This is a genomic window from Photobacterium sp. AWH4_225 (genome assembly GCF_056158405.1).
In genome coordinates, this window is record NZ_JBSWTF010000001.1 from 2047420 (window position 1) to 2074413 (window position 26994).

Sequence of the window (26994 nt, forward strand, 5' to 3'; positions counted from 1 at the left end):
AAGGAAATTAACATGAAACGACTGAAGTTTGTTCCTCTTGCCATTGGATTAGCAATGACGGCCACGCAAGCACATAGCGCTGCCTATGGTGTTAGCCTAGAGTGGAAAACAGATGATGCTTTAACAGTTTTCGAAGGAATGAATGCCCAACGTAGTGAGTTCTCTAAACTGGTTGAACAAGGCGTTATTCATGATCTGTTCGTTCGCCACTCTACAGTGGACGGTAAACAGTTCCCAATTATCAACTTTGTGATGGAAGCTGACTCGGCCGATCAGGTTTTGAAACGTCTTGAGCCTCTTCCTTTCTTTAAAGATGATGTGGTCAAAATCGCCGATATTCGAGATATAGGCACAAAGTGGTTGGACAAAGAAATGGTCCATAACACTTACTCCTTAGAACTTACCTGGCTAGAGCCACAGCAAAACCTACTTGTTGATCAGATCCTTGGCAAGGATCTGCAAAAGGTTGTTAACTGGAATGCGCAAGGTGTGGTCACCTCCGCCTATCTCAGTATCCAAGAGTTTAACAACAACATGAAACAACCCACCTACTCTATTGCTGTTCAGGCTCGGGATGAAGGTCACGTGCAAGAAATGGCCAAAGAGCTGGAAGCAGTCAAGACAGAAAGCGCCTCGTACAGCATCATGTACCTTGGTTATAAGTTAAACATTTAACCGTTCAACGGCCGAACTTTACTCTAAGTTCGGCCACGCAACTCTTTGTATATTCAGAAGCTACATTCAGAAGCTAGATTTTTACCCTTTGCAACATTGTTTTGAGCTATGCATTCCCCTAAAATCCCCAGCTCAAAGTGGTGAATATGAGGAAAATTATGCGTGACATGACAACACCGGTTTTACTTGGGGATTTTAAAATAGACCCTGTAACTCAAGTGCTGATCCGCACCACTGACAATCAGAGTGTAAAACTTTCCCGATCTGAGTCTTTAATCATTTGCATGCTGGCAAAGCAACCCAATGTTGCTGTTAGCCGCGATGCCTTATTGGAAGACTGCTGGACAGGAAAAGTCGTTACCAATAGCTCTTTAACCGTTGCCATCAAACATATTCGCTCCGCTTTTTCAGAACTCGGCGCAGACGATGTTATTGTTACAGAGCCCAAAAAAGGCTACCTCATTCGCCTTTCATCTGTCGAAGAGTTGAATTTAGAAAACAGCACTGACATCGATACTGTTGATGCACCACCAGCAACAGAAAAAAAACTAACAGCATTCCACAGCTGCAATGCTGAAGCACCTTCGCGATCAAGAAATATGGCAGCAATAGCCGCGGTATTCTCTCATCTCACAGAGTTATCAAGGCGTTACCTTGTAACTGCTTTTACCTTTACCCTTACAGTTATTACGCTTTCACAGATGGCTCTTTTTGTCGAAAGCACACAAATTGATAAACATCGTGTGCTTTATGATGGTCAAACAATGCCACCAGCGGTTCTTAGTGCAATCCAAGCGAGTCCTGAGCCAACATCTAAAATGATTGCCTATCCTCTAGGGGGAATGTGCGATGACTACCAACTGATTGCCATTGATAAAAAAGCAGGTTTTGTAGACATCACTTCTCAGATTGAACAAGGTGGTTGCCGTGAGTAATTTCATGTCTAAAGCCGCATTGGGCGTTTTTCTTGGACTGATAGTGACCATCAGTGTCGGTGTATATTCAGCCTTAACAACCAAAGGTCGATATGCATTTGAGTCCACTTATCCTGGCGTAGGCCATGAGCGCCTTTCCACTGTCTTCACTCACGGTCGAATTAAAATGCAATTCTTGGGTTATAACGCATCTGATAAGATCACCATTTCCAAGCAGTTCTACGGGCTATTCCTGCGTTATGGTTCCCATTATTTGGTCATTGCCAAAGAGCAAGATACGGCCGATAACAGGCAATCTCTTACCGCGCGTAGCTTTTACATTATCGAATCTGCAGATAAAGCCGCTTTCATTTCCGATCAGCGTGGCATGTATATCACTAAAGATAATCGCCCTCTCTACCTAAATAGCGTGTTACTCGGAAAGCCACTCGCGAGCTGATTGAGCGCTCATTTAGCATGTCTAATAATTACATAAGGCTGTACCCATAAGGTATGGCCTTTTTTCTACTTATTATAGAGACCCTATAAAACCTTATTTTTTATACTGATATGATTGAGTGTATTTTAAGCAACCAAGAAATTATAGTGCGTTAGGATAAGAAGGATAAAGATAGGGATCACATATTGATTTATACTTAACCAAGTTGATCGTTAATTTTCCGTATCATACTATATAAGAAAGCACATTTTAGTTAGTTAGATACACAAGTGCTTTTGTTGTACTTAGCAAGATCACGATGAGTTTAAGGAAAAACCGGTATGAATAAGTTTCTCATCATTGAAGATAATAAGATGATGGCTAAGATCCTAGCTGAGCTGCTAAGAAAAAGCGTTCCAGTCCAGAAATTGCATTATGCCCCTACCGCACAGCAAGCTTATAACACGTTACTGAAGAATACCGTCGATTGTATCTTCCTAGATTTGAATCTGTGCAAGCCTTTAGACGGGATCGAGGTATTGCAATACATCAGGACTCAATACCCTTCTATGCCGGTGGTGATTGTAACCGGTGACAGTGAAATTGATACTGTTAAACGAGTTATCTCTCACAACCCCAATGACTATCTGGTTAAACCGCTTTCTATGCAGAAAATTCAGCGTTGTCTTGAAAAGCTGGGAATATTCCAGCCAAGTGATTCTTAAGCTAGTGAATTTGTCATTGCTTGAACGATAGCTTTGAGCCATCAAACATCAGCTTATTCATCAGATCTCTCACTGCATGCTGACCTGGTTCGTCAAATTCAATACCAAGCTGCTTGTTCACCCCTAACTGCTGATGATTACAGACTTTTCCTGATAAGGGATAAATAACGTCCGTTCGCGGATGTACCACTTCAACCGTCACAACATTATTGATCTCGATAGTCGGCCCATTCGCTTCAATAAAGAAACTACAACCGGAAGTCGACAAATCTTTCAGAACAACTTTTATTGTACGAGAAGGCAGTACAATTTTACCTTCTAGATTCACGGCATACCGTGGCTCTTTTCTAAGCTGAACGACATCAATCTGCGGCGGTATATCAACAACCAGTAGTGGAACTGGCTCAGTAATAATATGACTGATTTGAGTTCGGACATTCACCAAAGCCCCTTCGCCTTTTTCAGAAACCGCTTTAATGGTCATCCGGTAGCCAAGCTGGAAAAACTGCTCTCTCTCTACCTTGTTCACCTTGGGCAGTTCAATAAACAGCTTATCTCTACCATTGGTACCAATAAAAACTGAACTCACTTGATACAGCCGCCCGATGGGCGTTTTTACGCTGAGTGTAACTTCACTGCCGTGAGTAATTTCCATCAGTCCAGGTAACGAAGGTTTTGACTGCTCTCGTGTACGGCTCTCCATCGCTCGCCGTTTGATCTGGCTTAGTTGTTGACTCACTCTTATTCCTTACAGCCATTCACTCTCTTTATAAGTGAATTCTAATCTTTGTCGAACAATGACTACAATAGTCAATACAAGCAAATTATCGTTAATTAGCATCAAGTTGATATCTTCATGCTTATTTAAAGAAAAAGCCATGGTTAATCTGATAGCAAAATTCAATTTCATCGAATATATCGCCCGCAAGGAAAGCCATCAAAATTATTGACAGGAATATTAGTTAATACATAATGCTATCTTTTAAGCGTTATTCTACATATGGCAATTACAATAAGAGATATCGACCAACACTATTACATGATCGAAGAGTTGAAGTCGATTACTGAGAGCAACGTCACAACAAAGGCCTTAATAAAAGGCGGCTATATGGCCGTTGATCTTGGCAAGCAATTAGAGCAAGAAAAGGAAAAAAGAATTAAGGCAGAGCAAGCATTGAGTGAGCTGCAAGAAAAAATTCAGCATTACCTGTCTAGTCACCAAGCCTTGGTGGATATTGCCGCGTCAAAGAAGTAGTCATTGAAATAACCAATTATCCCCCAGCAGCCATCCATTGATCTGGAACTCTAACAGCCGTGAGCTTAGCTTTAACGGCTGTTTTATTATTGGCAATCACTTCACATTCCAGAACAGTATTACGCTCATCAACATCAACCACGCGCGCTATTAATACAATCTCTGCATTCATCGACACAGGTCGAAGATACTCAAGTAAAAAAAGCCCTGTCGCATACCATATCGCTTCCCCTTCAGCTATCTCCCTCCCTGCTCGCCGATAGGCATCTGCCATTGCCGTACAAATACAATGGCAATCAATCACGGTAGCAATGATGCCCCCATTGAGGAAATGGGTGGGCGCAGCACAATGATGTGCTTGAGGCGAAAAGTGGCACACTGCCGTGTCATCCTCAGCCCAAAAACTCTGAATATGCAGTCCATGCGGATTTTCCCCGCCACAACCAAAACAATGATTGCCCTTTATTTGAGCCTGAAACGACAAACCCTTTGTATTGTTCCCCATAGCATTACCGCCTAGATACTTATATCTCTTATAGATACAAGTATATACGGCCCAAAGAAAAGCCATGGAGAAGCCTTCTTTCTATTTAACCACCAGCTCTGTAAACCCGGTAGTGTCGTCTTGCTCACGCAAGAATGACAAATTGGTATATTCAGCCAAGCAAACCTCTGCAGTGAAGGAAACCATTGAGCCATCTTGGAGATGTCCGCCATAAACACGGCCCGTTTTATCTGCAACAGAAATGTGCAAATGCACATGGCCTAGAGTCAAAGTCCCACTGAGTGTCAAAATTTCTAATGGTCCTGCAAGTTCAAGGCTTTCAGACTCATTGGCAAGCCGTATAGACGCATGAGAGAGGCAACCGACACAACTTAACAGTGACCCTGCTTTAATGTCTTTTTGCTGCACATAGGCCAAAATAGACTGCTTCAAATCGGTACCAAGAGTTAAACGAAATGCATGAGGTGTAAGCATTTGGGTTACCTTTATCTATCTGTACAAAAAAGCTCCCCGTTTTGGAGAGCTTCATAAAGTCAATGATGGTTATTTGCGGTGTTTAAGCACGTCTTCCGCGCTTCTTAGAACCACCACTATAAGGGAATACATTGTGGATGCGCTGTTTAACTTTAGAGGGCACCGACTTTGAGAACACCAGCTTAGTGGTAAAGCGATTCTTATAAACTTTGATCCTGCCAGAGAATGGCTGTTTATGCGCAATATCTTTACAGCCCGCCAAAAAGCCATTGGGTATCTGACCTTTTTGCTGGGTGAGCTTTCCATCTTCGAAGGTCAGCACCATGATCGGCCGATCCTTGAACACAAAGACAAAAACAATAACAGCAAGGGCAATCACATATAGCACGAATTCCATGCATAGCTCCTTTATAAGTTCCTTTTCTCACCCAGCTCTACAAAAATGCGTTTTAAAAGTGTTTAGTAGAACTAACTGTATTCAAAAGCGACACTAACAGTGAATTAGCTGGGACACCTAAGTCCTATTTTACAACATGTTAGTGACTCTCGCCTGAGCCAAGTTAACAACTCTGGGAATGAGCCAATACTGCCAAGTTTTATTCAAAGTCCAAAAGCTCATGGAGATCGTGCTTCAAGTCCAACACCTTCTTACTCGCGACCTCGGTCTTGTTCGATTCACTCAGCAAGTATTCAATAGTGTCAGACAAGGTGGAATCCAGCTCTTTGGACTTTTCTGCCAATTTCTCCCACACACGGTAGTCGAGATCGATGGATTTCTTACGGGTATGCACTTGCTCGGCGTTGAAGTGACGCTTACGCTTAGCACGGATGGCTTGTTTAAGTTTTTTATCAAGTTCTGGTGACATATGTTTATCAATCCACTTGAGTACCTTAGTCGGCTCATGCTCGATTGATAACAGATCATCTACAGCTGCTTTTGCTTCACTGGTATCGATGTAACCGGTGATCGCTTCACCTTCTTTCCATTTTTTTACTAGATAATTCCATTTCCATCCGGCTTCAAGGTTTTCAAGCTGCTGATATTTCATAGTCGTCAGAGATTCTCGATAAGTCTAAACTTAAGTGGTGACAGTGTAACTGTTAGGCATCTAAAGCTCAATTCCATTTTGAACTTTAAGCGTTTGTTTTTAAGTCGATCTCAACTGAACTGCAAATGAAGTCAATAACATTACACACTAAGCTATTATGCGGCCATTGATTCATTTATACTGCTGACCTTTTCACACTAACGAAATAAAGCACACGCCCATGCATGAACAAAACTGGCGCACGATGACTCCAGACTACTCTCAGTACCAAGCCATCCTTGAACAGTATGATGATCTCCTTCCCGCAAAAACCGGAACCTTACAAGATCGTCTATCAGATGCTGTGCGCCGGTTTACTGCAGTTGAACTACAACCTCGAGTGTTGCGCATTACCGCACCGGATAACAAGGTGTACCGTGATTATGTCATTGAGCTGATCTCACAACAAGCCGAAGCCAAAAATGAATCACCGGTTATTGTTGCTGGCGAAAATGTAACAGAGCAAAGCCTGTTTGGTGCTGTTTTCCCTCCTGTTGAAGAAAACAACATTAACAAGCAGCAAGTAAAGCACGGGCTGGTTCACCAAGCTCACAATGGCTATCTAGTGCTTTCTGTCGGTGCTATCCTCGCTAACCCGAGCTTATGGCCACGCCTTAAGAGTATTCTGATGAACGGAACGCTGGAGTGGCAAGCAGCTTCAAACAAGAGCCTGTACCCTCTGCCACCAGCCGAGAAATTGAATATCAAGTTGGTACTGATCGGCGATCGCTACCTTATGGCTGAGCTTGAAAACGCCGAGCCGGATATCTCTTCTGGCTTTACCATGTATGGTGAGTTCGAGCAGGACTTGGTGATCAACGAAGATAACCTGCCTCTATACCTTGCTTATCTAAAAGCCATCATCAATAAAGCCCAACTACCAGAGCTTGCTGATACCCAAGCCCTTGAAATGGTACTGAAGACGGGTGCGCGTTACGCTGAGGATCAAACCCGGGTACCGCTTTGCCCTATCTGGCACCAGAGCCTGCTATGTGAAGCGGCCCTTGAGTCCCAAGGGAACAAGATCTCCGCCCAGCACCTGAAAGACTCTATTGCAGCCCGTGAATACCGTGAGTCTTACCTGCCAGAGCGTGCGATTGAAGATATCCACCATGGCCAGGTAGTAATTAACTGCCAAGGCGAAGAAGTCGGCCAGGTCAATGGCCTGACAGTGGTTGAAGTACCGGGTCACCCTCGTGCCTACGGTGAGCCTGCGCGTATTTCGTGTGTAGTCCACTTTGGTGATGGTGACATCTCGGACGTTGAACGCAAAGCTGAGCTAGGCGGCAATATCCACGCCAAAGGCATGATGATCATGCAAGCTTTCCTAAGTACCGCCTTGGACTTGGATCAGCCACTTCCATTCTCCGCATCAATTGTGTTTGAACAGTCGTACTCAGAAGTTGATGGTGACAGTGCTTCGCTTGCGGAACTGTGTGCGCTGGTCTCTGCGCTTTCTATGCAGCCGATCAACCAACAAGTGGCCGTTACAGGTGCCGTTGACCAATTTGGCCGTGTGCAGGCTGTAGGCGGCATTAACGAGAAAATCGAAGGTTTCTACAAGGTATGTGCATTCCGTGGTCTGACAGGCAATCAGGGTGTCATATTACCGAAAACAAACTTAACTAACCTATGTCTCAATGACGAAGTATTAGATGCGATTAAAGCCGGTAAATTCCACTTGTGGACAGCTGAAAGTGTTGATGACGCACTGCCTCTACTCACCGGACAAGCCTTCCGCAGTGATGATGAAGATGCAGAGACCTTGTTAGCGAAAATCGCTGAGCGAATTGATATCTTCCATAACGGTGAAATAGTTAAGCATGTCGGCTTGTTAACGCGGCTTCGCCACTGGTTGGTCCAGAACTGATCCGAGTTGTCTGGCGTACATGTGTAAGCTAAATTGCCTCCATACTTTTTAAGGAGTTTGAAAGTCTGATGAAACGCCAGCAATCTTATAATTACGACGAACTAGTTGCATGTGGTAAAGGCGAACTTTACGGCCCTGCTTTCCCTTCCTTGCCATCTGACAACATGCTGATGATTGACCGTATTGTAGAAATCACCGACGAAGGTGGTGAACACGGTAAAGGTTTCATCCATGCTGAATTGGATATCCGCCCTGACTTATGGTTCTTCGATTGTCACTTTAAAGGTGACCCTGTAATGCCTGGCTGCCTTGGCCTTGATGCAATGTGGCAGCTAGTAGGCTTCTTCCTGGGTTGGGCCGGCGGCGAAGGTAAAGGCCGTGCTCTGGGTGTAGGTGAAGTGAAATTTACTGGCCAGATCCTGCCAGAAGCGAAGAAAGTCACTTATGAAATCCAGCTTAAGCGTGTTATCAACCGCAAGCTTATCATGGGTGTTGCCGATGGCCGTGTATTGGTAGATGGCAAAGAGATTTACGTTGCTAAAGATTTGAAAGTAGGTCTATTCAAAGATACGTCATCGTTCTAATTGACTACTCTACTCTGAGTTACAAAGGTCGCCCAATGGCGGCCTTTTTTGGATCCTAAGTTCATGGTTCCTAGATCCTAGTTACTAGGAAAATCAAATACTTTGGCCTTAGCTTCCCTAGGATCTAGGGCCTAGCCACCTAGGAACTCTGAAATAGAAAGAGCCCCTGTTCCTAGGAGGGGCTCAATAAGGGAGATATGAAGGGAGGTTTATTATTTAAACAGGCCAGATTGCAGATCTTCTCTTGCTTCTCGCCAGCCACCTAGCCAGTTCGTACGGGCCTCTGTCGATTGGTACGGACAGTCTTCACTGGAACGACCATTTATGCCAGCCTTATAGCCTTGAGATTGTGCGCGTTCCAGACGATCCCGCTTTTGTCTCTTCATAAGTTCGATCCTCATCCTTATCATTTACATTCATTACTATTGCATAATGATGGAGCGATTGTGTCTCCACTATTAAGAATTAGCTAAACAGAAGCGGAGATCAACTCCCAAAATAAAACAGGCTCACAAATTGTGAGCCTGAGTGTAATTTGACCAATTTTGACAAAAAATTACTTTCTTCGACGGAACCCTAGGAAGCCAAGGAAAGCCATTGCCAGCCAACCTAGTGATGCACCCTGACGTTCAACGCTACTTTCAGCAGTAGGTCGAGACTGAATAGATGCTTCATCACCAGCAACTGGGATAAGCTTAACAGCGACAATACGCTCTACTCCCGGCTCACCATTAGCACAGAAAGACTCTTTTGTTAGATCATCATAAGGCTGCTCATTACCATTAACGTCAAAACACTTGTAAGCAGAAGCCGAAATAACACCGGCATCGTTGATGTCTGAGGCATCAAAGATACGGTACATATTGGCATTTCCATCAACATTGCCATCATTGGTCAAGTCATCTAGGAAATACACATCGCCCTGCTTCAGCGCTGCTGACTCTGGAATCTCACCCATCGCATAGGTGAACGCACGCTGGCGACGGAATCGACCATTTACCTGGTTCACAGACTCAGCATCTAGGCGGCCAACAATCTGGTTATTGTTGTTAATCGCCGCTGGGTAGCCATTGGAACCCGTGAAGAACAAAGAGGAAATTGAGGTATCCAAAAATTGTGCGTTCGAACCAGTATTGTTGTCATAGACGAACATACGCTCGGCATAAGAACGGTTTTCAGCACGGGTGTTCTTAGCTACACCAATCACCTTGTTATTGGCGTTGATATCAGTCGCTAGTGTGTACGTCAGAACTCGGTCACTGCTTCTTTCAAGTTCAAGACCTGGGATCAGTTTGCGTTCGAACGGCGTCTCACCATTGATATCACCGGTTAACTCCCAAACTGATGCACGCATTGCATAGTAATCGTTGTCATAACGATCTGTGGTATAGCCAACAACAACGGGTTGGTTGTTAACTAACTCAATCGCACGCGCACTCGCTTGGAAAGAACGGTCTTTTTCATCAGGATCTAGCGTATTTAAATCGTTTTCAGCAAGCAACTTGGCTGCGACGTTACCCGATGAATCACCGCCTAGTGACCAAAACACACCGTCATTGGCAAACACAGAGAGCTGACACTCTTTCGTACCGTAGAAACTATCTAGACCTTCACTAAACCTTGTTGGGCAATTTCGGAAAGCCGAGTCAGAGAACACCGGATCATCCCTGTTGTAGTCGTCTGGTACTTTGTTATCTGAATCATCAAAGTTGCTTTGATCATAAGATGCACTACCGACAACTAATAATTGACCATCATACTCAACAGCATCCCAAGCCAATGACTGACCAGCAATCTCAGTTAGCTCATCACCTACTACCGGATCAAGACCTAACTTATTGGTGCCTAGGTTTACGAAGCCACGTTTATTGAACTGACGAGCATTTCGCTCTCCATCAGTAAAGTAAGCACCACTGGAAATACCTAGCGTGTACTCCCCAAGACCGGAAGCACCCTGAGCATTTATCACACTGTTAGTGGTCTTATGGTTACCTGAATCGACAATTGAACCCAACGCAGTACGAACATCTTGATCATAACCCTCAGAGGAGTCGGCAAAGGTATCGACTTCTAGAAAAGATGATGCCCCACTGATTGCCGTCGCATTGGAGAAGAAGTCCTTTGTCCACGCTTCATGCTCACGCACCAAACCACCAAAGCCGCTTCTATCATTAATGTCAGTGGTGTTATAGCCTTTACCATAATACTGCGTACGGGCCCAATCCTCACAGGTGTTTGGACCAAGGTTGCTATTACAGTAGCTTTCAAAACGTCTTACATCGTTGATACGCTGGACATTATCAAGGATAAACGCCACTTCATCACGGTAGTTAACGCCATCGGAGCCAAAGCGACTTTCACCAAATACGGTAAATTCTTCATCACCACAATTGTTTGCAAAGCAGTTCTCACCAGTACCAGAAGCTGTAATGCCCTGACCGTAGAACTCTATACGCTTACTAATTTCTGATTGGTCTACCTCAGGATAGTATTGTTGTGATGCAATACCTGTTGAGCTGCTATCGATTTCAACCACACGGTAAACCGCGGCATTGGCACCTGTTGCACCGGCAACCAATACGGCCAGTGCAGACAGTTTTAAAGTCTTATGTTGCATTAAGCTTCCTTCTGCATTGCTTCAAGCTCTTCCCAGCGTTCAAATGCTTGCTCAAACTCGGCTTCTGCTTCCGCCAAACGGTTAAGCGTGCCTTGAGTGTCATTTTTCACGTCCTGGAAGAAAGCAGGATCGTTAATCAGTTCCTGCAGTTGCGCAATTTCGTTTTCCAGTTCTTCAATTCGTAGCGGCAGGTCTTCCAGTTCCTTTTGCAACTTATAAGAGAGCTTCTTACCAGTTTTAGGACGGGCAGCCTGACGCTGCTTGTTCTCTTCTTTCTTTTTCGCTGCTTCAATTTGAGCAGCCTGCTCTTTCGCAATTTGACTTAGCGAATTAGCGCGTTGTTCCTGAGCATCATGGTAGCCGCCAACATATTCGTCAATGACACCGTTTCCTTCGAAAATCCAGCTTGTTGTGACTGTATTATCAACAAACTGACGGTCGTGGCTTACCAACAACAAAGTACCCTGATAGTTGGCAAGAATTTCTTCCAAAAGTTCCAATGTTTCGATATCTAAATCGTTAGTTGGTTCATCAAGCACCAATAAATTATTAGGCTTTAGGAAAAGTTTCGCCAACAACAGACGGTTTTTCTCACCGCCCGATAGCGCTTTCACCGGTGTACGGGCGCGACGTGGGTGGAAAAGGAAGTCCTGCAAGTAACCCAAGGCATGGCGCGTACGGCCATTAACAGTCACTTCCTGCTTGCCATCGGCAAGGTTGTCCATCACTGTCTTTTCTGGATCCAACACTTCACGGTACTGGTCAAAATAGGCAACTTCTATCTTAGTGCCACAATGGAAGTGACCCTGTGACTTCAAGTCACCCAGCATGATCTTAAGCAATGTACTCTTACCGCAACCGTTAGGGCCGATAAGCGCAATACGGTCACCACGCATAACATTGAAGCTGAAATCTTTGATGATTGGCTTATCGCCGTAACTGTAGCTGATATTCTCAGCTTCAAAGACGATTTTGCCCGAACGCTGAGCTTCCTGAAGCTGCATGTCGGCTTTGCCCACCACTTCACGGCGCTCACTGCGTTCACGACGCAATTGCTTCAGCGCCCTGACACGGCCTTCGTTACGGGTACGACGTGCTTTGATGCCCTGTCGGATCCAAACTTCTTCCTGAGCCAGCTTTTTATCGAATTCAGCATTCTGCTCGGCTTCTACACGCAGCAGTTCTTCTTTCTCTTCAAGATATTTGTCGTAATCCCCAGGGAATGAAACCAGCTGGCCACGGTCAAGGTCGACAATACGGGTTGCCATCGAGCGGATAAATGCACGGTCGTGCGAGATAAATACGATGGCACCGCGGTACTCTTTCAGGAAGCCTTCAAGCCACTCAATGGTCGATACATCAAGGTGGTTGGTTGGCTCATCGAGAAGTAAGATATCAGGATCACATACCAGAGCACGTGCCAGAGCGGCTTTACGCTGCCAGCCACCCGACAAGTCTTTTAGTAAGGTTTGCGGTTGAAGCTGCAGGTGTTCAAGTACCGAGGTGATCTTGTTGTCAAATTGCCAAGCATCAGCGTGATCGATCTTCTCTTGTGCACGATTCAATTTCGCAAAGTTTGACTCTGATGGATCAGTAGTGATCAAATCTAGCAAACGGTGATACTCTTTCAGTACCTGGCCGATTTCAGCCAAACCTTCTGAAACGAAATCAAACACGGTTCCTTCTGCATCACGCGGAGGATCCTGCTCAAGGCGCGAGACACGTAATTCTGATTCGCGCTGAACACTTCCGTCATCAAGCAGTACGTCGCCGGCAATCACTTTCATCAAAGTGGATTTACCCGCACCGTTACGCCCTACCAAACAAACTCGCTCATTGGGCTGTAGAAGAAACTCTGCTTTATCAAGCAGTGCATGATCGCCATACGCCAACTGGGCGTTACTGATATTAATTAATGCCATTGTTGTTTAACCATTGCGCCAGCTCGTCGGCATCAAAAGGCCAACCGAGCTCAGGGCTGTTTGAATCTGAATCAGGATTGAGAATAGCAAGCACAGGAATTGTGACGCCGTAACGAGAAAAGAGCGCATCATCAAAGGCGATATCCACCACTTGAACGCGCTCTTCGACACCGGCTTGTACGAGCAGGCTGTACGCCTGCTCGCAAAGATGACACCCTTCTGTGCTATACAGAGTTATTAGCACTTAACCTTCCTTGTGGGTAATGATCCAGCAGTTATGAATCTGTTTGTTGCGACTAAAATCCATTGGCAACGTTTTATCAGAAATGTTCTTCGCTTGTAAGCCAAGTGCTTCAAGTTTCTCGAAATCCATCTTGAATTGACGCTTATTATTCGAGAAAACGATTTCACCATTCGGGCGAAGCATACGCTTTAGGTTTTCTAGCAGCATGATGTGATCACGCTGAACATCAAAGCTCTGCTTCATACGCTTCGAGTTCGAGAACGTTGGTGGGTCAATGAAGATAAGATCAAAGTCGCCATCAGCTTCTTGCAACCACTGCAGACAATCGGCTTGGACAAACTGGTGCTGGCGACCAACCTGGCCGTTCAATTCCATGTTTTCCTGAGCCCAACGCAGATATGTATTAGACATATCAACTGTTGTCGTTGATTTCGCACCACCACAGGCTGCATGACACGTTGCTGAACCTGTGTAAGCAAACAGGTTAAGGAAGTCTTTGCCAGCTGCCATCTTACCCAACTGACGACGGGTAACTTTATGGTCAAGGAACAGGCCAGTGTCTAGGTAATCGTATAGATTAACCTTAAGATCAACACCATACTCGTTGACTACCATGTGGCGTTCTGCACTGGATAGCTTTTGGTACTGGCTCTTACCCTTCTGGCGCTCACGCACTTTTAGGATAACTTTGTTGTTCTCAACACCCGTTACCTGAATAGTGGCACGCATGATATCCATTAGACGGCGGCGAGCAGTCTCTTCAGGAACAGACTTAGGCGCCGCGTATTCCTGAATAACCAGGTAATCTTTATATTTGTCGATAGCTGCGTTGTAGTTTGGCAAATCAGCATCGTACAAACGGTAGCACTCAAGGCCTTCTTTCTTGGCCCACTTGCTCAGCTTGGCAATGTTTTTCTTCAAGCGGTTCGCAAAATCAGGGGCAACTTCAGCTTCTTCAAGACGGCCTTCCGCTTCACCTTCAACATGCTTAACGCCACCAGCAGTGATTAGGTAGGTTTTCAGCACACAATCAAGCGCACCGTTGCGCAGTTTAAACTGCTTGTCTGCACGCATACGCAAGCAGCTTAGCAATTCATTTGAAGACGAATAAATAGACGCTGTCGAGCCAGCAAAGGCAAGCTTCAAGCGGTTACCCAACTCACTGTATAGTGAAATCAATTCTGGTGTAGTACCCAGACGCTCACCGTATGGAGGGTTACACAGGATCACACCCTCAGAGAAACCTTCAGGGCACGTTAACTGAGTCGCATCACCGTATTCGAAATCAATCAGATCTTTTACACCTGCACGGCCAGCATTGTCACGAGCAATACTCAGTACGCGGCGATCCATTTCACGACCAAAGAACTTAGTCGTTACATTACCTGGACCACGGCGTGCTTTTACTTTTGCTTCTGCGTGAATTTCTAGCCAGCCTTCACGGTCAAAGTCTTTGATCGCTTCAAAACCCCAGCGCTTGCGTTTAATACCCGGTGCAATATCAGCAGCAATCAAAGCGGCCTCAATCAGCAAAGTACCAGAACCACACATTGGATCCAGGAGTGGTTTTTCAGGCGTCCAGCCAGATTTCATAACCAATGCCGCAGCATGGGTCTCACGAAGGGGTGCTTTACCCGACTCGCTACGGTAACCACGCTGGTGCAAACCACTACCCGCCATATCAAGGCCCAGAACACCTTTCTCACCGGATAGACGCATATGAATGCGAAGCTCTGGACGCTCACGGTCAATGCTAGGACGACGCAAATCCGCCTTGGTGAAGCGGTCAACAATGGCGTCTTTCACTTTCATAGCGCCATACTGGCTGTTGCGGATTTCACGGTTAGTACCATTGAAATCAACAATGATACGGGTATCACTGCCAAAGTAGTTCGGCCAATTAATCGCAGCCGCACCTAAATACAGGTCCATGTCATCACGAACGTTAAATTCGCTCAGTACCAAAATGATTCGTGATGCGATACGCGTCCAAAGACAGCAGCGGTAAGCTGTGGCTTGCTCAGCTTTAAAACGCACGCCAGCATGGACAACCTGAACGCTCTCGGCGCCAAGTTGCTTAAGTTCTTCTGCAAGGAGGTTCTCAAGACCTCGTGAAGTGATAGCTAAATATTGATTCATGGAGTTCTTTTCACACTTATGTTGCGGTGAATTATAACTGAAAACCCCGTAAATACCTTGTCATAAAAGGCGCTAACTTGGCTATTTAGCTAAAAAAACAGCAATCAAATGCCACTAATGCCACATTCCTGTCTTAACCCACGTCTTGAAGAATGTTGTTTGACTCCAAAACCCTCAAATAAGCGTTTCCATAGGTAAACAATAACAGCTTTTTTGATTGTTCACTCTTGTAAACAACCGATCACTTCTAGTCTTATTGAGTACACACTTAAACTGTTTCCAACAAGAAACACCCAGCACTAGCAACACAAAATCAATGACTTAAACCAATAAAATCGTACCATTTTGACTTGTAACAGTAGGTACTTGCTTACAATGCATCCATTTATTTTCCTAGAGTACAGCATCCAATTTCATTTTAAACCCCTATAATGTCCCGTTAGGAACTAATGGCCATTAGGACTTAATCCCCCTTACAGACTCCGTGGTGAAGGCATGTAATATAATTACATAAAGACGGAAAACGAGGAAAAGCAGTGTGTTTTACTGTGTTTTCAGGTGCAAAATTATGGTGTTTTTTTATGCAATGGACGCAAAATGAGGCAGAAAAAAAGTGATAAAAAGATAAAATAATTAGAGCTACATCACTCATAATGATGCTTTATTAAACAGGAAAATTAAGAAATACATCATTTTGCCTCATGTTGAGCATCACACTCCCTGTTGAACTTGCTCCCAAAAATTAAATTTTTCTGTGAATCAACTGGTAAAGCACACTCGTTTTTTGATCGCTCCAACAGTTATTCAACTTCAATATCCTTGTATTGGGGTTGTTCCAGTTTTTGAATTTATGGGTTTGAGGCCAGAGTGTGAGGCTAGGATTTAGGGAAAGGGGTTTGGTGAATTGGATTTGGGCTGAGATTTGGATTAGGTAGCTTGTAATGACATTAGGAATAGGCCAAACAGGCAAAAGAAATAGTTATTGGCAAGGTGGTTCTATCCCCTATTTAGAGGGGCTCCATGATGGATTTGTGGGTGTTAAGAAAACGGAAAAGTAAAAAGGAAGGATTGCTTGAAACGTAAGGACATACGCTCGGCACATTTAAACAAGCATCTGCCGGCTGGTAACAGCAAATAGGGCTTAGGCTAGGTTTAAATTCTAATATTCAAAAAGATGCGTTAGCAAGAGAAGATATCTGTGGCCTAGCCAACCAAAGCCAGCGTGATAGGCGCTTCTGCAGCTCCTTCATAGGCTGTCATGCGATCGTTCATTACCTTAATGGTTTCGCAAAATGACATCTCTTTAGCGGCATTGAGTGGCAATGAGGCGGTATCTGCCATCATACAAAGGCTAGCCGACCCACTATTTTCAATAATAAGGAACTGACCTTCACCAAGATCGGTATTTAGAGTGACAATGTCACCGAGCTGAGGTGAATGTCCATCAGATTGCTGATTAAAAAACCAACTTTTTGGCATAAGAGGCTTGTGGAAACGGCTTGCAGCGACAGCATTAAGGGCAAGTTCTGCTTTTCGTGGAGCAGAAAGCTCCAGGATGGACATCCCTTCCAGGAAAGCTTGGTAAGCTGAAGCATCGTCAACCGTAAACGTTGAACGAGCAAAAGCGCAAGGGATTAAGTTTTTGGTAGGAATTGCAACGCGGAAAACCATGTCGTCCCCAAGGTCCAACATAAGAGCATCGTACTTCTGGTCGTAATACCACATCCATGAATTATTGGGTTTCAACATAAGTACCGCTCCATATCCGTCGTCCGTTACAAAGCTTATCCACTACAACAAACAAATCTTTAGAGCAAATTCTACTGCCCTATTCGCAAATAAAAAGAGGAAGGAAAATAGGTTTTTTACGATGAAAAAGCTGAAAGTTTGACAAAATTGCTATTGATAAGGTGCTCGTCATGAAATCGACATAAAAAAAGTGCCTGCAAAATTACTCTTGCAGGCACTCAGTGTCATATAAAACGTTTTAGTTACGTCACTTGTTTAGATATTAGTGACGATATCTTTTACAAGTTTTGGACCGTGGTAGATAAAACCAGAGTAAATCTGTACCAGGCTCGCACCAGCTGCCATCTTTTCACGAGCAGATACGGCTGAATCAATACCGCCCACACCGATAATTGGCAGTGCACCGTCTAATTCTTCCGCCAGCATGCGAATGACTTCAGTACTACGGTTCTGCAATGGACGCCCACTCAGGCCACCTGCCTCATCGCAATGCGGCATGTCTTTGACCAATGAGCGATCAAGCGTGGTGTTGGTCGCGATAACACCATCAATGTTATTTTTGATCAACGACTCTGCGATCTGCTTAATTTCGTGATCTTCAAGATCCGGTGCGATCTTAAGGGTTAGCGGAACATACTTACCGTGCTTTTCAGCCAGCTCTTTCTGCTTCTCTTTAAGTTGAGCCAGCAGATCGTCTAGCATCTCACCATACTGAAGTGTGCGAAGACCCGGAGTATTCGGTGAAGAGATATTTACTGTGATATAGCCAGCGTGCTCATATACCTTATCCATACAGATAAGGTAATCTTCTGCACCCTTTTCAATCGGTGTATCTTTATTCTTACCGATATTAATACCGATAACGCCGTCATATTTGGCTTTCTTTACATTCTCAACCAGGTTATCAACACCTAGGTTATTGAAGCCAAAGCGGTTAATAATACCTTCAGCAGGGATGACACGGAACAAACGAGGCTTATCGTTACCTGGCTGCGGGCGTGGTGTCACGGTTCCAACTTCGACAAAGCCGAAGCCCATCGCACCAAATGCTTCAATACATTCGCCGTTTTTATCCAGGCCAGCGGCCAGACCAACAGGGTTTTTGAATTTGATACCCATCACTTCAACAGGACGATCAGGAACGTGTTGACGATAGAAAAGATCAAGAGGAGTGCCAGTAAAGCGAGAAAAGTTCTGAATAGCTAGATCGTGCGCTTTTTCTGCATCAAGCTTGAAAATAGCGGATCGAGCGAGGCGGTAAAGCATTGTACCTCCTAATAAAAGCCCCGTATAAACGGGAGGATATTATTCACACTTTGCCGTAATAATTCAATCATTAATTTCAGTTTATATTGAAAAACACCCCCTACACCCTTCAATATACGGTTAGATAGTTGAAATGGTTACTTTTATTTTCATCCGAAGAAAGCAAACGTTTATATCGTGTTATTGAAGACAGAAAAAAGCCACCATTTTAGCAATGGTGGCTTTTTGAACCATATTTAGTAACATTTAAAGCTTTTATGACAAAAATATATCTATAAAGCTTATTTTAACTATTATGCTACTGTTTGGCAGTTTAAATTCAATAGCATAAGCTCACGAAGTGCAACAGAGAACTTGGCAAATTCATGGGTTGTACCCACCTTGAACTCTGCCAACACTGTATTCCATCGATGAATTGCCGATTTATGCTCATCCATCCAGTTTTCAATCAAGCTTTCAGCGTCAGGCGCCTCTAGCCCACTGCTGATAACGGCTAAAGTCAATTGACGCTGCTGCCAATCAAGATCTTCACGGAACGAAGCGCGCGCCAATGCCTGCCAGTGGTTCTCTACAGGCTGGTTGTGTACCTGCTTGAGGAACCAGTGCAATGATAGGTCGGCACCGACAACAAAGTAGACACGAGAGATAAAGTCGAGATCTTTGTCTGAATCCGTTGCGATCTGAGCAATGTCCATTGCCGAGTACAAGCTGCTTAGACGAGCAATGTTATGTGCAAGATCTTCAGGGATCCCCTGCTTAATCATCACATCTGCCTGCTCGTTGTGCTCCTGAACCTCTTCCGTGACAAGGTAACGCTCAAGGTTCTCACGCAGCTTGTTCACAATCGGCTGATAGAAGGCAATCAATTGCTCGATACCCAGCTTTCTATCACGGTTACGCAGGATCCAACGTGTTGCGCGGCGTAGCATTCGGCGGCAGCGGTATAGCACTTCATACTGTACTTCTGCTGGGATCACGTTATCCAACGATCGAACTTGATCAAAGTACTGCTCGAAGTTGAAGACTTCACGGCCCACAGAATATGCCGAAGAAATCTCTGCCACTGTCGCCCCAGTCTCTTCTTGCAGGCGAGTAACGAAGTTGCACCCCATTTCGTTAGACATCTGATTAGCCAATGAAGTGGCAATCAGCTCTTTACGAAGCGGATGATGCTCCATATGGCTACGGTATTGCTCTTGCAGCTCTTTAGGGAAATAAGCTGGTAATAGTCGTGCGTGGTAAGGATCATCGGCAACTTCTTCAGTTACCAACTCTTCCTTCAATACCATTTTACCGTAAGCGACCAATACTGCTAACTCAGGACGGGTTAAGCCCATTCCTGATTTTTCGCGTTCGGCCAGCGTATCGTCATCAGGTAGGTATTCCAGTGCACGATCCAACTTACCTTCTTTCTCAAGATGGTGGATGAAACGGATCTGCTCTTTAAGCAACTGAACTTGCTGCTGCTGTGTGACAGAAATCGATTCACTTTGGCAATAGGCGTCATCAAGAACAATCTCGCCCACTTCATCTTCCATACGTTCCAGCAACTCATTACGCTGCTTGTATGTCAGATCGCCACTGGCCACCAGTGAGTTAAGTAGGATCTTGATGTTTACTTCGTTATCCGAGCAATCCACACCACCGACGTTATCAATGAAGTCGGTATTGACCAATCCGCCCTTCTTAGAGAACTCAACACGGCCTAGCTGTGTTAGGCCTAAGTTGCCCCCCTCGCCAACCACTCGGGCGCAAATCTCGTTACCGTTGATACGTAATGCATCATTAGCACGGTCGCCAACATCAGTATGGGTTTCCGCTTCAGATTTAACGTAAGTACCGATACCACCATTCCACAGTAGATCCACTTCCATTTTCAGGATCAAACGGATCACTTCGTTTGGTGTTAGGCTCTGCTTGCGCGTACCCAGTAGTTTCTGGATCTGCGGAGTCAGTTTGATCGACTTACTGCGACGAGAGAAAATACCGCCACCTTCTGAAATAAGCTTGGCATCGTAATCCTCCCAGCTCGAACGAGGCAGATTAAACAAGCGCTCGCGCTCTTTCCAACCAGCGGCCGCATCCGGGTTAGGATCCAAGAAGATGTGCATGTGGTTAAAGGCCGCAACCAGACGGATATGCTTGGATAGCAACATACCGTTACCAAACACGTCCCCTGCCATGTCACCGATACCGGCACAGGTAAAGTCAGTTGTCTGGCAGTTGATCCCTAGCTCGCGGAAATGGCGCTTAACTGATTCCCAACCACCTTTGGCAGTAATCCCCATTTGCTTGTGGTCATAACCGTTAGAGCCACCGGACGCAAACGCATCTCCCAACCAGAAGTTGTAATCTTCTGATACCGAGTTGGCCAAGTCAGAGAAGGTAGCCGTACCCTTATCGGCCGCTACGACCAAATACGGATCATCTTCATCATGACGAACAACATTGGCTGGTGGATTCAGCTCACCATCAATGATGTTGTCTGTTACATCTAGCAAAGCACGGATGAAACGCTTGTAACAGCGCTGACCTTCAGCCCAAATCTCTTCACGGGTAGAAAGCTGTGGTTGTCGCTTACAGACAAATCCACCTTTTGCCCCTACTGGCACAATTACGGTGTTTTTCACCTGCTGTGCTTTAACCAGGCCAAGGATCTCAGTACGGAAATCTTCTTGGCGATCCGACCAACGCAGACCACCACGGGCAACTTTACCGCCACGCAAATGAACCCCTTCGATATCCGGTGCATAGACGAAGATTTCGAAGAATGGAACCGGCGCTGGGATCTCAGGGATCTCAGATGGACGCAACTTCAGTGACAGCCAAGGTTTTGGCTTGCCGTTGGTATCTAGCTGGTAATAGTTGGTACGTTGGGTCGCAAGGATCATTTCCATATAACGGCGAATGATACGGTCATCATCCAAGCTTTCTACATGCTCAAGTTTCTCATTAAGCTTGGTAATCAACGCCTTCTCAGCTGCTTCAGAGTGCTTACGGCTTGGGTCAAAGCGTAACGAGAATAACTCAACCAGCGATCTTGCCAAATCGCTATGGCTCGATAGTGTTTCTTCGATATAGTGCTGACTGAATGGGAAGCCGACCTGGCGCATGTAACGGGCAAAACTACGCAAAATGGTAATTTCGCGTCCAGTTAGCCCCGCACACAATACCAAGCGGTTAAAGCCATCACTTTCCAGTGCTCCATGCCAAATTGCCGAGAATGCTTCTTGGAAACGATCACGTGCTTCACCCAAGTCGATCCCAGTGCAAGCGTTATGCAGCATGGCAAAGTCAAGGATCCAGTAAACCGTTCCGCTCTTGGTGATCACTTGGTATGGCGACTCACCGATCACACGAAGACCCAGGTTTTCCAGCATCGGCATGACATCAGAAAGGTGGATAGGCTCATCACGATGGAACAATTTCAGTTTCACAAAACGTGAATCACTGGCCTCTTCCTGCGGGCGATAAAACAACATACCCAGCTTGTTATCTTCGCTGAGGTTCTCAAGCTGTTCGATGTCCGCAACAGCTGAGCCTGGCAACATCTGCTCTTTATAAGAACGCGGGAATGCGCTGCCATAGTTTTTCGCCAGCGACGTACCATTGCTCTCACCAAAGTTGGCAATAAGCGATGCACTCAAGCGATCATCCCACGATGCAGCGGCTTCAACGAGATTATGTTCGATAGCTTTGATATCCACATCAAAATTATTATTTTCTACTCGCACGATGTAATGCGTTCTCGCCAACGGACTTTCTGAGAAGAAGGTGGTGAATTCAACATCCTGGTCTGATGCAAAGTAGTCTTTAAGCACTTCCTGTGTCTTGCGGCGAAGCTCGGTGTTGTAACGTTCTTTGGTGACATACACCATGCAAGAGAAGAAGCGGCCGAACGGATCACGGCGAACGAATAGACGCAGCAAATCGCGATCTTGCATCCGAACCACACCACAACCTACATCCAGCATCTCTTTTTCATTGGCCTGAATAAGCTCGTCACGCGGGTACGTTTCAAGCAAGTTATTCAAAGCTTTCCAAGAGTGAGAGCCTGCCGGATATCGGCTTTCTTCCAAGATCCGCGTCACCTTATTGCTGATCAGCGGAATATTCATGGTCGACTGGTGATAAGCCGTCGATGCATATAGACCGGTAAAGCGATGTTCACCGATAACATTACCGTCTTTGTCAAAGCGCTTGATTCCGATGTAATCGGTATAAGCCGGACGGTGGATTTTCGACTTGCCATTGCTTTTTGTTAGGATCAGCAAGTCAGGTTTGCGGGCTTCAATGCGGGCAGACTCGGGAAGCTGTGACAGGCGAAGAGTTCTGACTTTATTGGATTTGCTTAGAAGCCCTAGCCCCGGCTCATCGCACGGGCGCAATTCGTAGTCACCTTCAATTGGCACAAGATCGTACTTGTGGTAACCCATGAAAGTGAAGTTGTGATGAGTCACCCAGTCCAAGAAGGCAATGGCTTCTTCTCGGTGCTCTTTGTTAACTGGAAGATCTGCTTTCTTAAGATCTTTGACGATCTTCTGCATCTTGGTTTGCATCGACTGCCAGTCATTTACCACAAGATCGACATCTTCAAGTACTTGTTCTAGTTCTTTTTTTAGTACTTCGAGTTCTTTCTTGTCATTTAGACGGTCAACTTCGATGTGAAATAGTGTCTGCAGGTCGCCTTCTTTACCACACGCTTCAGTAATCGCTCCTTGCCCATTTCGTTTAAAGAAATACGGGCCATTTAGCATCATGTGGCTGGTAATACCCAAACGGGTTAAGGTCATTCGAACAGAATCAACAAGGAAAGGACGATCCGGTGTAATGATCTCGACCACAGTATGTGGCGACTGCCAACCGTAGCGGCTTAGGGTTGGGTTGTAGACACGAACAGAGATCTGGTCTGGCTTATTTTGTACAAGGTGATGCCATAAACTCAGTACAGCACCATAAAGGTCAGATTCATTCCGTTGAAGCAGATCATCATCTGCCAGTTGTCCTAACAATCGCTGAGCAAACACTTCTACTAATGACTGCTGAGGTGTCTCAATCTTATCCTGGATTAAGGTATACACTTTCTCTAGCAGTACCGGCACTATAGGGTCAGGTGCGGTCATAGCAATGCTCCATCGTTATATATTATCAATCAAGTATAGAGTTTTTATAAAGCATCCAACGGTTGGTTATTTGGGGAACATACCGTCGGAAGACGCTCTCCTGCGTGACTGCTATTGTAGGGTGTTTTGTTGCGAGATGGTTACGTTAATTACTCTAGCTAAGCAGGAAAAAATCGAATATGTGACTGATGTAGATATTTTGGCTGGGGGGATAATCTAAGGTTGGTGAAATTAACATCAAGATAGCGCTAGACCGATAAAAATTGGTATAACCATTTATTTTTAAGGTTATTTTTCTTAGCGCCAAAGATTATAAAATCTAATGTCGAAACTATACGAAATAGGTATCACCCTCCTTTATTTGTGGCATGGTTTACATGCTAGTCGAAATCACATGTTACATTTTCATCATTTTCCGATTACATGATTTGCTCTATCGCCTGAAGCTTGTTGGTCTCAGAAACGGTAACGCGAAACCGCCCTCGAATACCTATTTGTGTTAGAAACGGTCTCATCCGTGAAGCGGGTAATTGCAGACGTAATCCGTTGTCAGTCATTACCAGAACGTTACTGGCAGCCCCCGAATAATGCTGGAGGAACTGCTGGTAAGTAATATGTATTGAGAAGGTATAAGATTTCATTTCGGTGATCGTGATAAGTGGATAGCTATAAGAACTACGTTTCAGCTACTGCATTTACGGTAGTTTGATTTGGATATAATAAGGGGCAAGCTAGCTTGCCCCTTTCTCTATGAGATCTGCAGGTTAAAGCTCTAACGCTTTCTGCACTTTCTCAAACAAGTCTTTTGCTAGGTTGTCTAGCTGAGACAATTTTTCCAGTTCGGTGCGCATTAGTGCCTGACGCTGCTCATCATACTGACGGTACTTCAAGAACGGTTCAATCAGACGAGAAGCAACTTGCGGGTTGCTCGTGTTCAAGATAGTCAGAATTTCAGTCAGGAACTGGTAGCCCGAACCGTCTTTAGCGTGGAAACGTACTGGGTTATTGGCACAGAAGCTTGCAACCAAATTTCGGGTACGGTTCGGGTTCTTGATATCAAAAGCTGCGTGCTTCATGGTTTCGCGCACATTATCGAGCGCATTGTCTGCAGGGTTCTTACCTTGCAGCATAAACCATTTATCCATCACCAAACCGTCGTGGGTCCACTTGTCACTGAAGTCTGCCATTTGCTCGGCACGGCAAGCTAGCTCAGCATTGTTCGCCGCAGCCATTGCCGCCATGGTATCTGTCATATTGTCAGAAACTTCATACTGCTTAGCAGCTAGGTTATTACCTTGCTCGGTAAATGCTAGGTAGCTCAAACAAGTATTACGTAGCGAACGTTTTGCCATTGATTCATGTTCAATAGTGTACGCCGCTTGCGTTAGTGAATGGTAGATTGCGCTGAACTCATCTTCCATTGCCACTGCCAGTGCTTTTTCAAGCTCACCAACAACAGTGTTGATTGCATCAACATCGACAGTCTCATACCAACCCGCCACTTCGTTTTCACTTGGCAGTGTTAGCATTTCGGCAATGAAAGCAGGGTCTAATTTTTCATCAAGCAGCACACCACGGAATGCATCAACCACAGATTCCGGCAGCTCAAACGACTCACCCTGCTGGCAACGAGCAACATTTTGTTTGATGTATTTCGCCAATAGGATTTGGCCAGCATCCCAGCGTGCAAACTCATTGCGGGCATGAACCATCAAGAAGGTCAGTTCTTCATCTGAATAGTCGTATTCCAAAATGACCGGCGCTGAGAATTCACGCAGCATTGAAATAACAGGCTGCTCTTCGACGCCCTCGAAGACAAATACTTGTTCAGCTTCAGTCACATCCAACACATTGTGGACCGGCTTACCATTACACTGTAACGGAATGACATTGCCTTTTGTGTCATACAGCTCGATATCAAATGGAATATGAAGCGGATGCTTCTTTTCTTGACCAGGAGTTGGTGCCGTATGCTGCTTAATAGTGACGCGGTAACTCTTTTCTTCTGCTAAATATTCGGTCTCAACCTGCACAACCGGTGTACCAGACTGACTATACCAACCGCGGAATTTCTTAAGGCTGATGCCAGAGGCATCTTCCATCGCCTGAACAAAATCATCACAAGTTGCTGCCGTTCCATCATGACGCTCGAAGTACAGCTTCATGCCCGCTTGGAAGTTCTGCTCGCCTAGCAAAGTGTGCATCATACGAATCACTTCACTGCCCTTCTCGTATACAGTAAGGGTGTAGAAGTTATTCATCTCAATCACTTTTTCTGGGCGGATTGGGTGAGACATCGGGCCGCGGTCTTCAGAGAACTGTGGGCCACGCATTACGCGAACATTATTAATACGGTTCACGGGACGAGAACCCAAATCTGAAGAGAATTCCTGATCACGGAAAACGGTCAAGCCTTCTTTCAAGCTGAGCTGGAACCAGTCACGGCAAGTCACTCGGTTACCTGTCCAGTTGTGGAAGTACTCGTGGCCGATAACCGCTTCAATACCTTGGTAATCAGTATCAGTTGCCGTCTTCGAATTCGCCAAAACGAACTTGGAGTTAAAGACATTCAAGCCTTTGTTTTCCATCGCGCCCATATTGAAGAAATCAACCGCTACGATCATGTAGATATCAAGATCGTACTCTAGACCGAAACGCTCTTCGTCCCACTTCATCGAGTTAATCAGAGACGTCATCGCATATTCAGCGCGATCAAGGTTGCCTTTATCGACAAAGATTTCCAGTGCTACATCACGGCCACTGACTGTGGTGTATTTGTCACGCAAGACATCAAAATCACCCGCGACCAAAGCAAATAGGTAACTTGGTTTCGGGAACGGGTCTTGCCACTGCACCCAATGGCGACCATTTTCTAGATCACCGCCATCAACACGGTTACCGTTACTCAATAGGTATGGATATTGCTCTTTGTCCGCAATCACTTTAGTAGTGAATCGCGCAAGAACATCTGGGCGGTCTAGGTAATAGGTAATACGGCGGAAACCTTCTGCCTCACACTGGGTACAGTACGCACCGCCTGACTTGTACAAACCTTCCAGCAAGGTATTTGCTTCAGGATTAATTTCCGTTTCAATCAGCATATCGAACGAGGCAGGCAAACCGTTGATAGTGAGCTTCCCTTCGCTCTCTGCATAATTGGTCCAGCTCTCGCCATTGATTTCAATACGAACCAAGGTAAGCGCATCACCATCAAGTTCCAAAGTAGTCGCACCTTCCACCTGCTGCTCAACCTTGCTGATAGCTACAACGCGAGTAGCAGTATCATGTAAGTCAAATTCCAGGGAGAGATCAGTAATCGTAAATTCTGGTGCTTTATAATCTGAACGGTACTTTGCCGTTGGTTGGATAGTTGGTTGATCGGCCATGTTTATTCCTTATTTTTCC

The 26994-nt window shown here is 45.2% G+C and carries 22 protein-coding genes; 7 read left to right on the forward strand and 15 right to left on the reverse strand.

Features of this window, described 5'->3' with window-relative positions:
• Nucleotides 1–12 precede the first annotated feature (12 nt).
• The 4 genes from ACXAD4_RS09800 (at nucleotide 13) to ACXAD4_RS09815 (ending at nucleotide 2753) form a co-directional block, all read left to right on the forward strand.
• Complete coding sequence (locus ACXAD4_RS09800) at nucleotides 13–675, forward strand: hypothetical protein (RefSeq protein ID WP_475241009.1); 663 nt, start codon at nucleotides 13–15, stop codon at nucleotides 673–675.
• A gap of 158 nt (nucleotides 676–833) precedes the next feature.
• Entirely contained in the window at nucleotides 834–1610 is a 777-nt protein-coding gene (locus ACXAD4_RS09805; RefSeq protein ID WP_475241011.1) for a winged helix-turn-helix domain-containing protein, read from the forward strand.
• On the forward strand, nucleotides 1603–2049 hold the full coding sequence (locus tag ACXAD4_RS09810; RefSeq protein WP_475241013.1) for a hypothetical protein: 447 nt from the start codon (nucleotides 1603–1605) through the stop codon (nucleotides 2047–2049). The genes ACXAD4_RS09805 and ACXAD4_RS09810 overlap by 8 nt, the downstream gene beginning before the upstream one ends.
• 320 nt (nucleotides 2050–2369) lie before the next feature.
• A complete protein-coding gene (locus ACXAD4_RS09815; protein ID WP_317521572.1) occupies nucleotides 2370–2753 on the forward strand; it encodes a response regulator in 384 nt (127 codons plus the stop codon).
• 13 nt (nucleotides 2754–2766) lie between these two features.
• Here the strand turns inward: ACXAD4_RS09815 and ACXAD4_RS09820 are convergent, their stop codons facing one another.
• Nucleotides 2767–3492 (reverse strand): PilZ domain-containing protein, encoded by a 726-nt coding sequence (locus tag ACXAD4_RS09820; RefSeq protein ID WP_475241015.1) that lies wholly within the window; start codon nucleotides 3490–3492, stop codon nucleotides 2767–2769.
• 261 nt (nucleotides 3493–3753) lie between these two features.
• Here ACXAD4_RS09820 and ACXAD4_RS09825 point away from each other — a divergent pair, with 261 nt between their 5' ends.
• A complete protein-coding gene (locus ACXAD4_RS09825) occupies nucleotides 3754–4008 on the forward strand; it encodes a hypothetical protein (RefSeq protein WP_317521574.1) in 255 nt (84 codons plus the stop codon).
• 16 nt (nucleotides 4009–4024) lie between these two features.
• Here ACXAD4_RS09825 and ACXAD4_RS09830 read toward each other — a convergent pair whose 3' ends face one another.
• From ACXAD4_RS09830 to matP, 4 genes are all read right to left on the reverse strand, one after another.
• Entirely contained in the window at nucleotides 4025–4513 is a 489-nt protein-coding gene (locus ACXAD4_RS09830) for a PaaI family thioesterase (RefSeq protein ID WP_475241016.1), read from the reverse strand.
• Nucleotides 4514–4594: 81 nt separating this feature from the next.
• The gene (locus tag ACXAD4_RS09835) at nucleotides 4595–4987 is read right to left on the reverse strand and encodes a PPC domain-containing DNA-binding protein (protein WP_475241017.1); all 393 of its coding nucleotides are present in this window, start codon (nucleotides 4985–4987) and stop codon (nucleotides 4595–4597) included.
• Nucleotides 4988–5069: 82 nt separating this feature from the next.
• Nucleotides 5070–5384 (reverse strand): DUF3634 family protein, encoded by a 315-nt coding sequence (locus ACXAD4_RS09840; protein ID WP_411184791.1) that lies wholly within the window; start codon nucleotides 5382–5384, stop codon nucleotides 5070–5072.
• Between the two features lie 199 nt (nucleotides 5385–5583).
• The gene (gene matP / locus ACXAD4_RS09845) at nucleotides 5584–6036 is read right to left on the reverse strand and encodes a macrodomain Ter protein MatP (RefSeq protein ID WP_475241019.1); all 453 of its coding nucleotides are present in this window, start codon (nucleotides 6034–6036) and stop codon (nucleotides 5584–5586) included.
• 220 nt (nucleotides 6037–6256) lie between these two features.
• On the opposite strand from matP, the gene ACXAD4_RS09850 reads away from it, so the two are divergent.
• Both ACXAD4_RS09850 and fabA read left to right on the forward strand, forming a co-directional pair.
• Nucleotides 6257–7945, forward strand: coding sequence for an AAA family ATPase (locus ACXAD4_RS09850; RefSeq protein WP_475241020.1), 1689 nt, complete (start codon nucleotides 6257–6259; stop codon nucleotides 7943–7945).
• 68 nt (nucleotides 7946–8013) lie between these two features.
• A complete protein-coding gene (fabA, locus tag ACXAD4_RS09855; RefSeq protein ID WP_107298177.1) occupies nucleotides 8014–8529 on the forward strand; it encodes a 3-hydroxyacyl-[acyl-carrier-protein] dehydratase FabA in 516 nt (171 codons plus the stop codon).
• 212 nt (nucleotides 8530–8741) lie between these two features.
• On the opposite strand, the gene rmf is transcribed toward fabA, so the two are convergent.
• The 10 genes from rmf to pepN form a co-directional block, all read right to left on the reverse strand.
• Nucleotides 8742–8915, reverse strand: a complete 174-nt coding sequence (gene rmf, locus ACXAD4_RS09860) for a ribosome modulation factor (protein ID WP_082008520.1) — start codon at nucleotides 8913–8915, stop codon at nucleotides 8742–8744.
• Between the two features lie 170 nt (nucleotides 8916–9085).
• Complete coding sequence (locus tag ACXAD4_RS09865; RefSeq protein WP_475241023.1) at nucleotides 9086–11146, reverse strand: DUF3466 family protein; 2061 nt, start codon at nucleotides 11144–11146, stop codon at nucleotides 9086–9088.
• A complete protein-coding gene (gene uup / locus ACXAD4_RS09870; protein WP_475241024.1) occupies nucleotides 11146–13068 on the reverse strand; it encodes an ATP-binding cassette ATPase Uup in 1923 nt (640 codons plus the stop codon). Before uup ends, ACXAD4_RS09865 begins: the two co-directional genes overlap by 1 nt.
• On the reverse strand, nucleotides 13055–13312 hold the full coding sequence (locus tag ACXAD4_RS09875) for a glutaredoxin family protein (RefSeq protein WP_317521585.1): 258 nt from the start codon (nucleotides 13310–13312) through the stop codon (nucleotides 13055–13057). Before ACXAD4_RS09875 ends, uup begins: the two co-directional genes overlap by 14 nt.
• Entirely contained in the window at nucleotides 13313–15451 is a 2139-nt protein-coding gene (gene rlmKL / locus ACXAD4_RS09880; RefSeq protein ID WP_475241026.1) for a bifunctional 23S rRNA (guanine(2069)-N(7))-methyltransferase RlmK/23S rRNA (guanine(2445)-N(2))-methyltransferase RlmL, read from the reverse strand. It abuts the gene before it with no gap.
• A gap of 1203 nt (nucleotides 15452–16654) precedes the next feature.
• Complete coding sequence (locus ACXAD4_RS09885; protein WP_475241028.1) at nucleotides 16655–17200, reverse strand: cell division protein ZapC; 546 nt, start codon at nucleotides 17198–17200, stop codon at nucleotides 16655–16657.
• Nucleotides 17201–17455: 255 nt separating this feature from the next.
• Nucleotides 17456–18466 (reverse strand): quinone-dependent dihydroorotate dehydrogenase, encoded by a 1011-nt coding sequence (gene pyrD, locus ACXAD4_RS09890; RefSeq protein ID WP_107298184.1) that lies wholly within the window; start codon nucleotides 18464–18466, stop codon nucleotides 17456–17458.
• A gap of 293 nt (nucleotides 18467–18759) precedes the next feature.
• A complete protein-coding gene (locus ACXAD4_RS09895; protein ID WP_475241030.1) occupies nucleotides 18760–23589 on the reverse strand; it encodes an NAD-glutamate dehydrogenase in 4830 nt (1609 codons plus the stop codon).
• Between the two features lie 419 nt (nucleotides 23590–24008).
• Nucleotides 24009–24230, reverse strand: a complete 222-nt coding sequence (locus tag ACXAD4_RS09900) for a DUF2835 domain-containing protein (RefSeq protein ID WP_475241031.1) — start codon at nucleotides 24228–24230, stop codon at nucleotides 24009–24011.
• Nucleotides 24231–24353: 123 nt separating this feature from the next.
• Nucleotides 24354–26975, reverse strand: a complete 2622-nt coding sequence (pepN, locus tag ACXAD4_RS09905; protein WP_475241033.1) for an aminopeptidase N — start codon at nucleotides 26973–26975, stop codon at nucleotides 24354–24356.
• Between the last annotated feature and the right edge of the window lie 19 nt (nucleotides 26976–26994).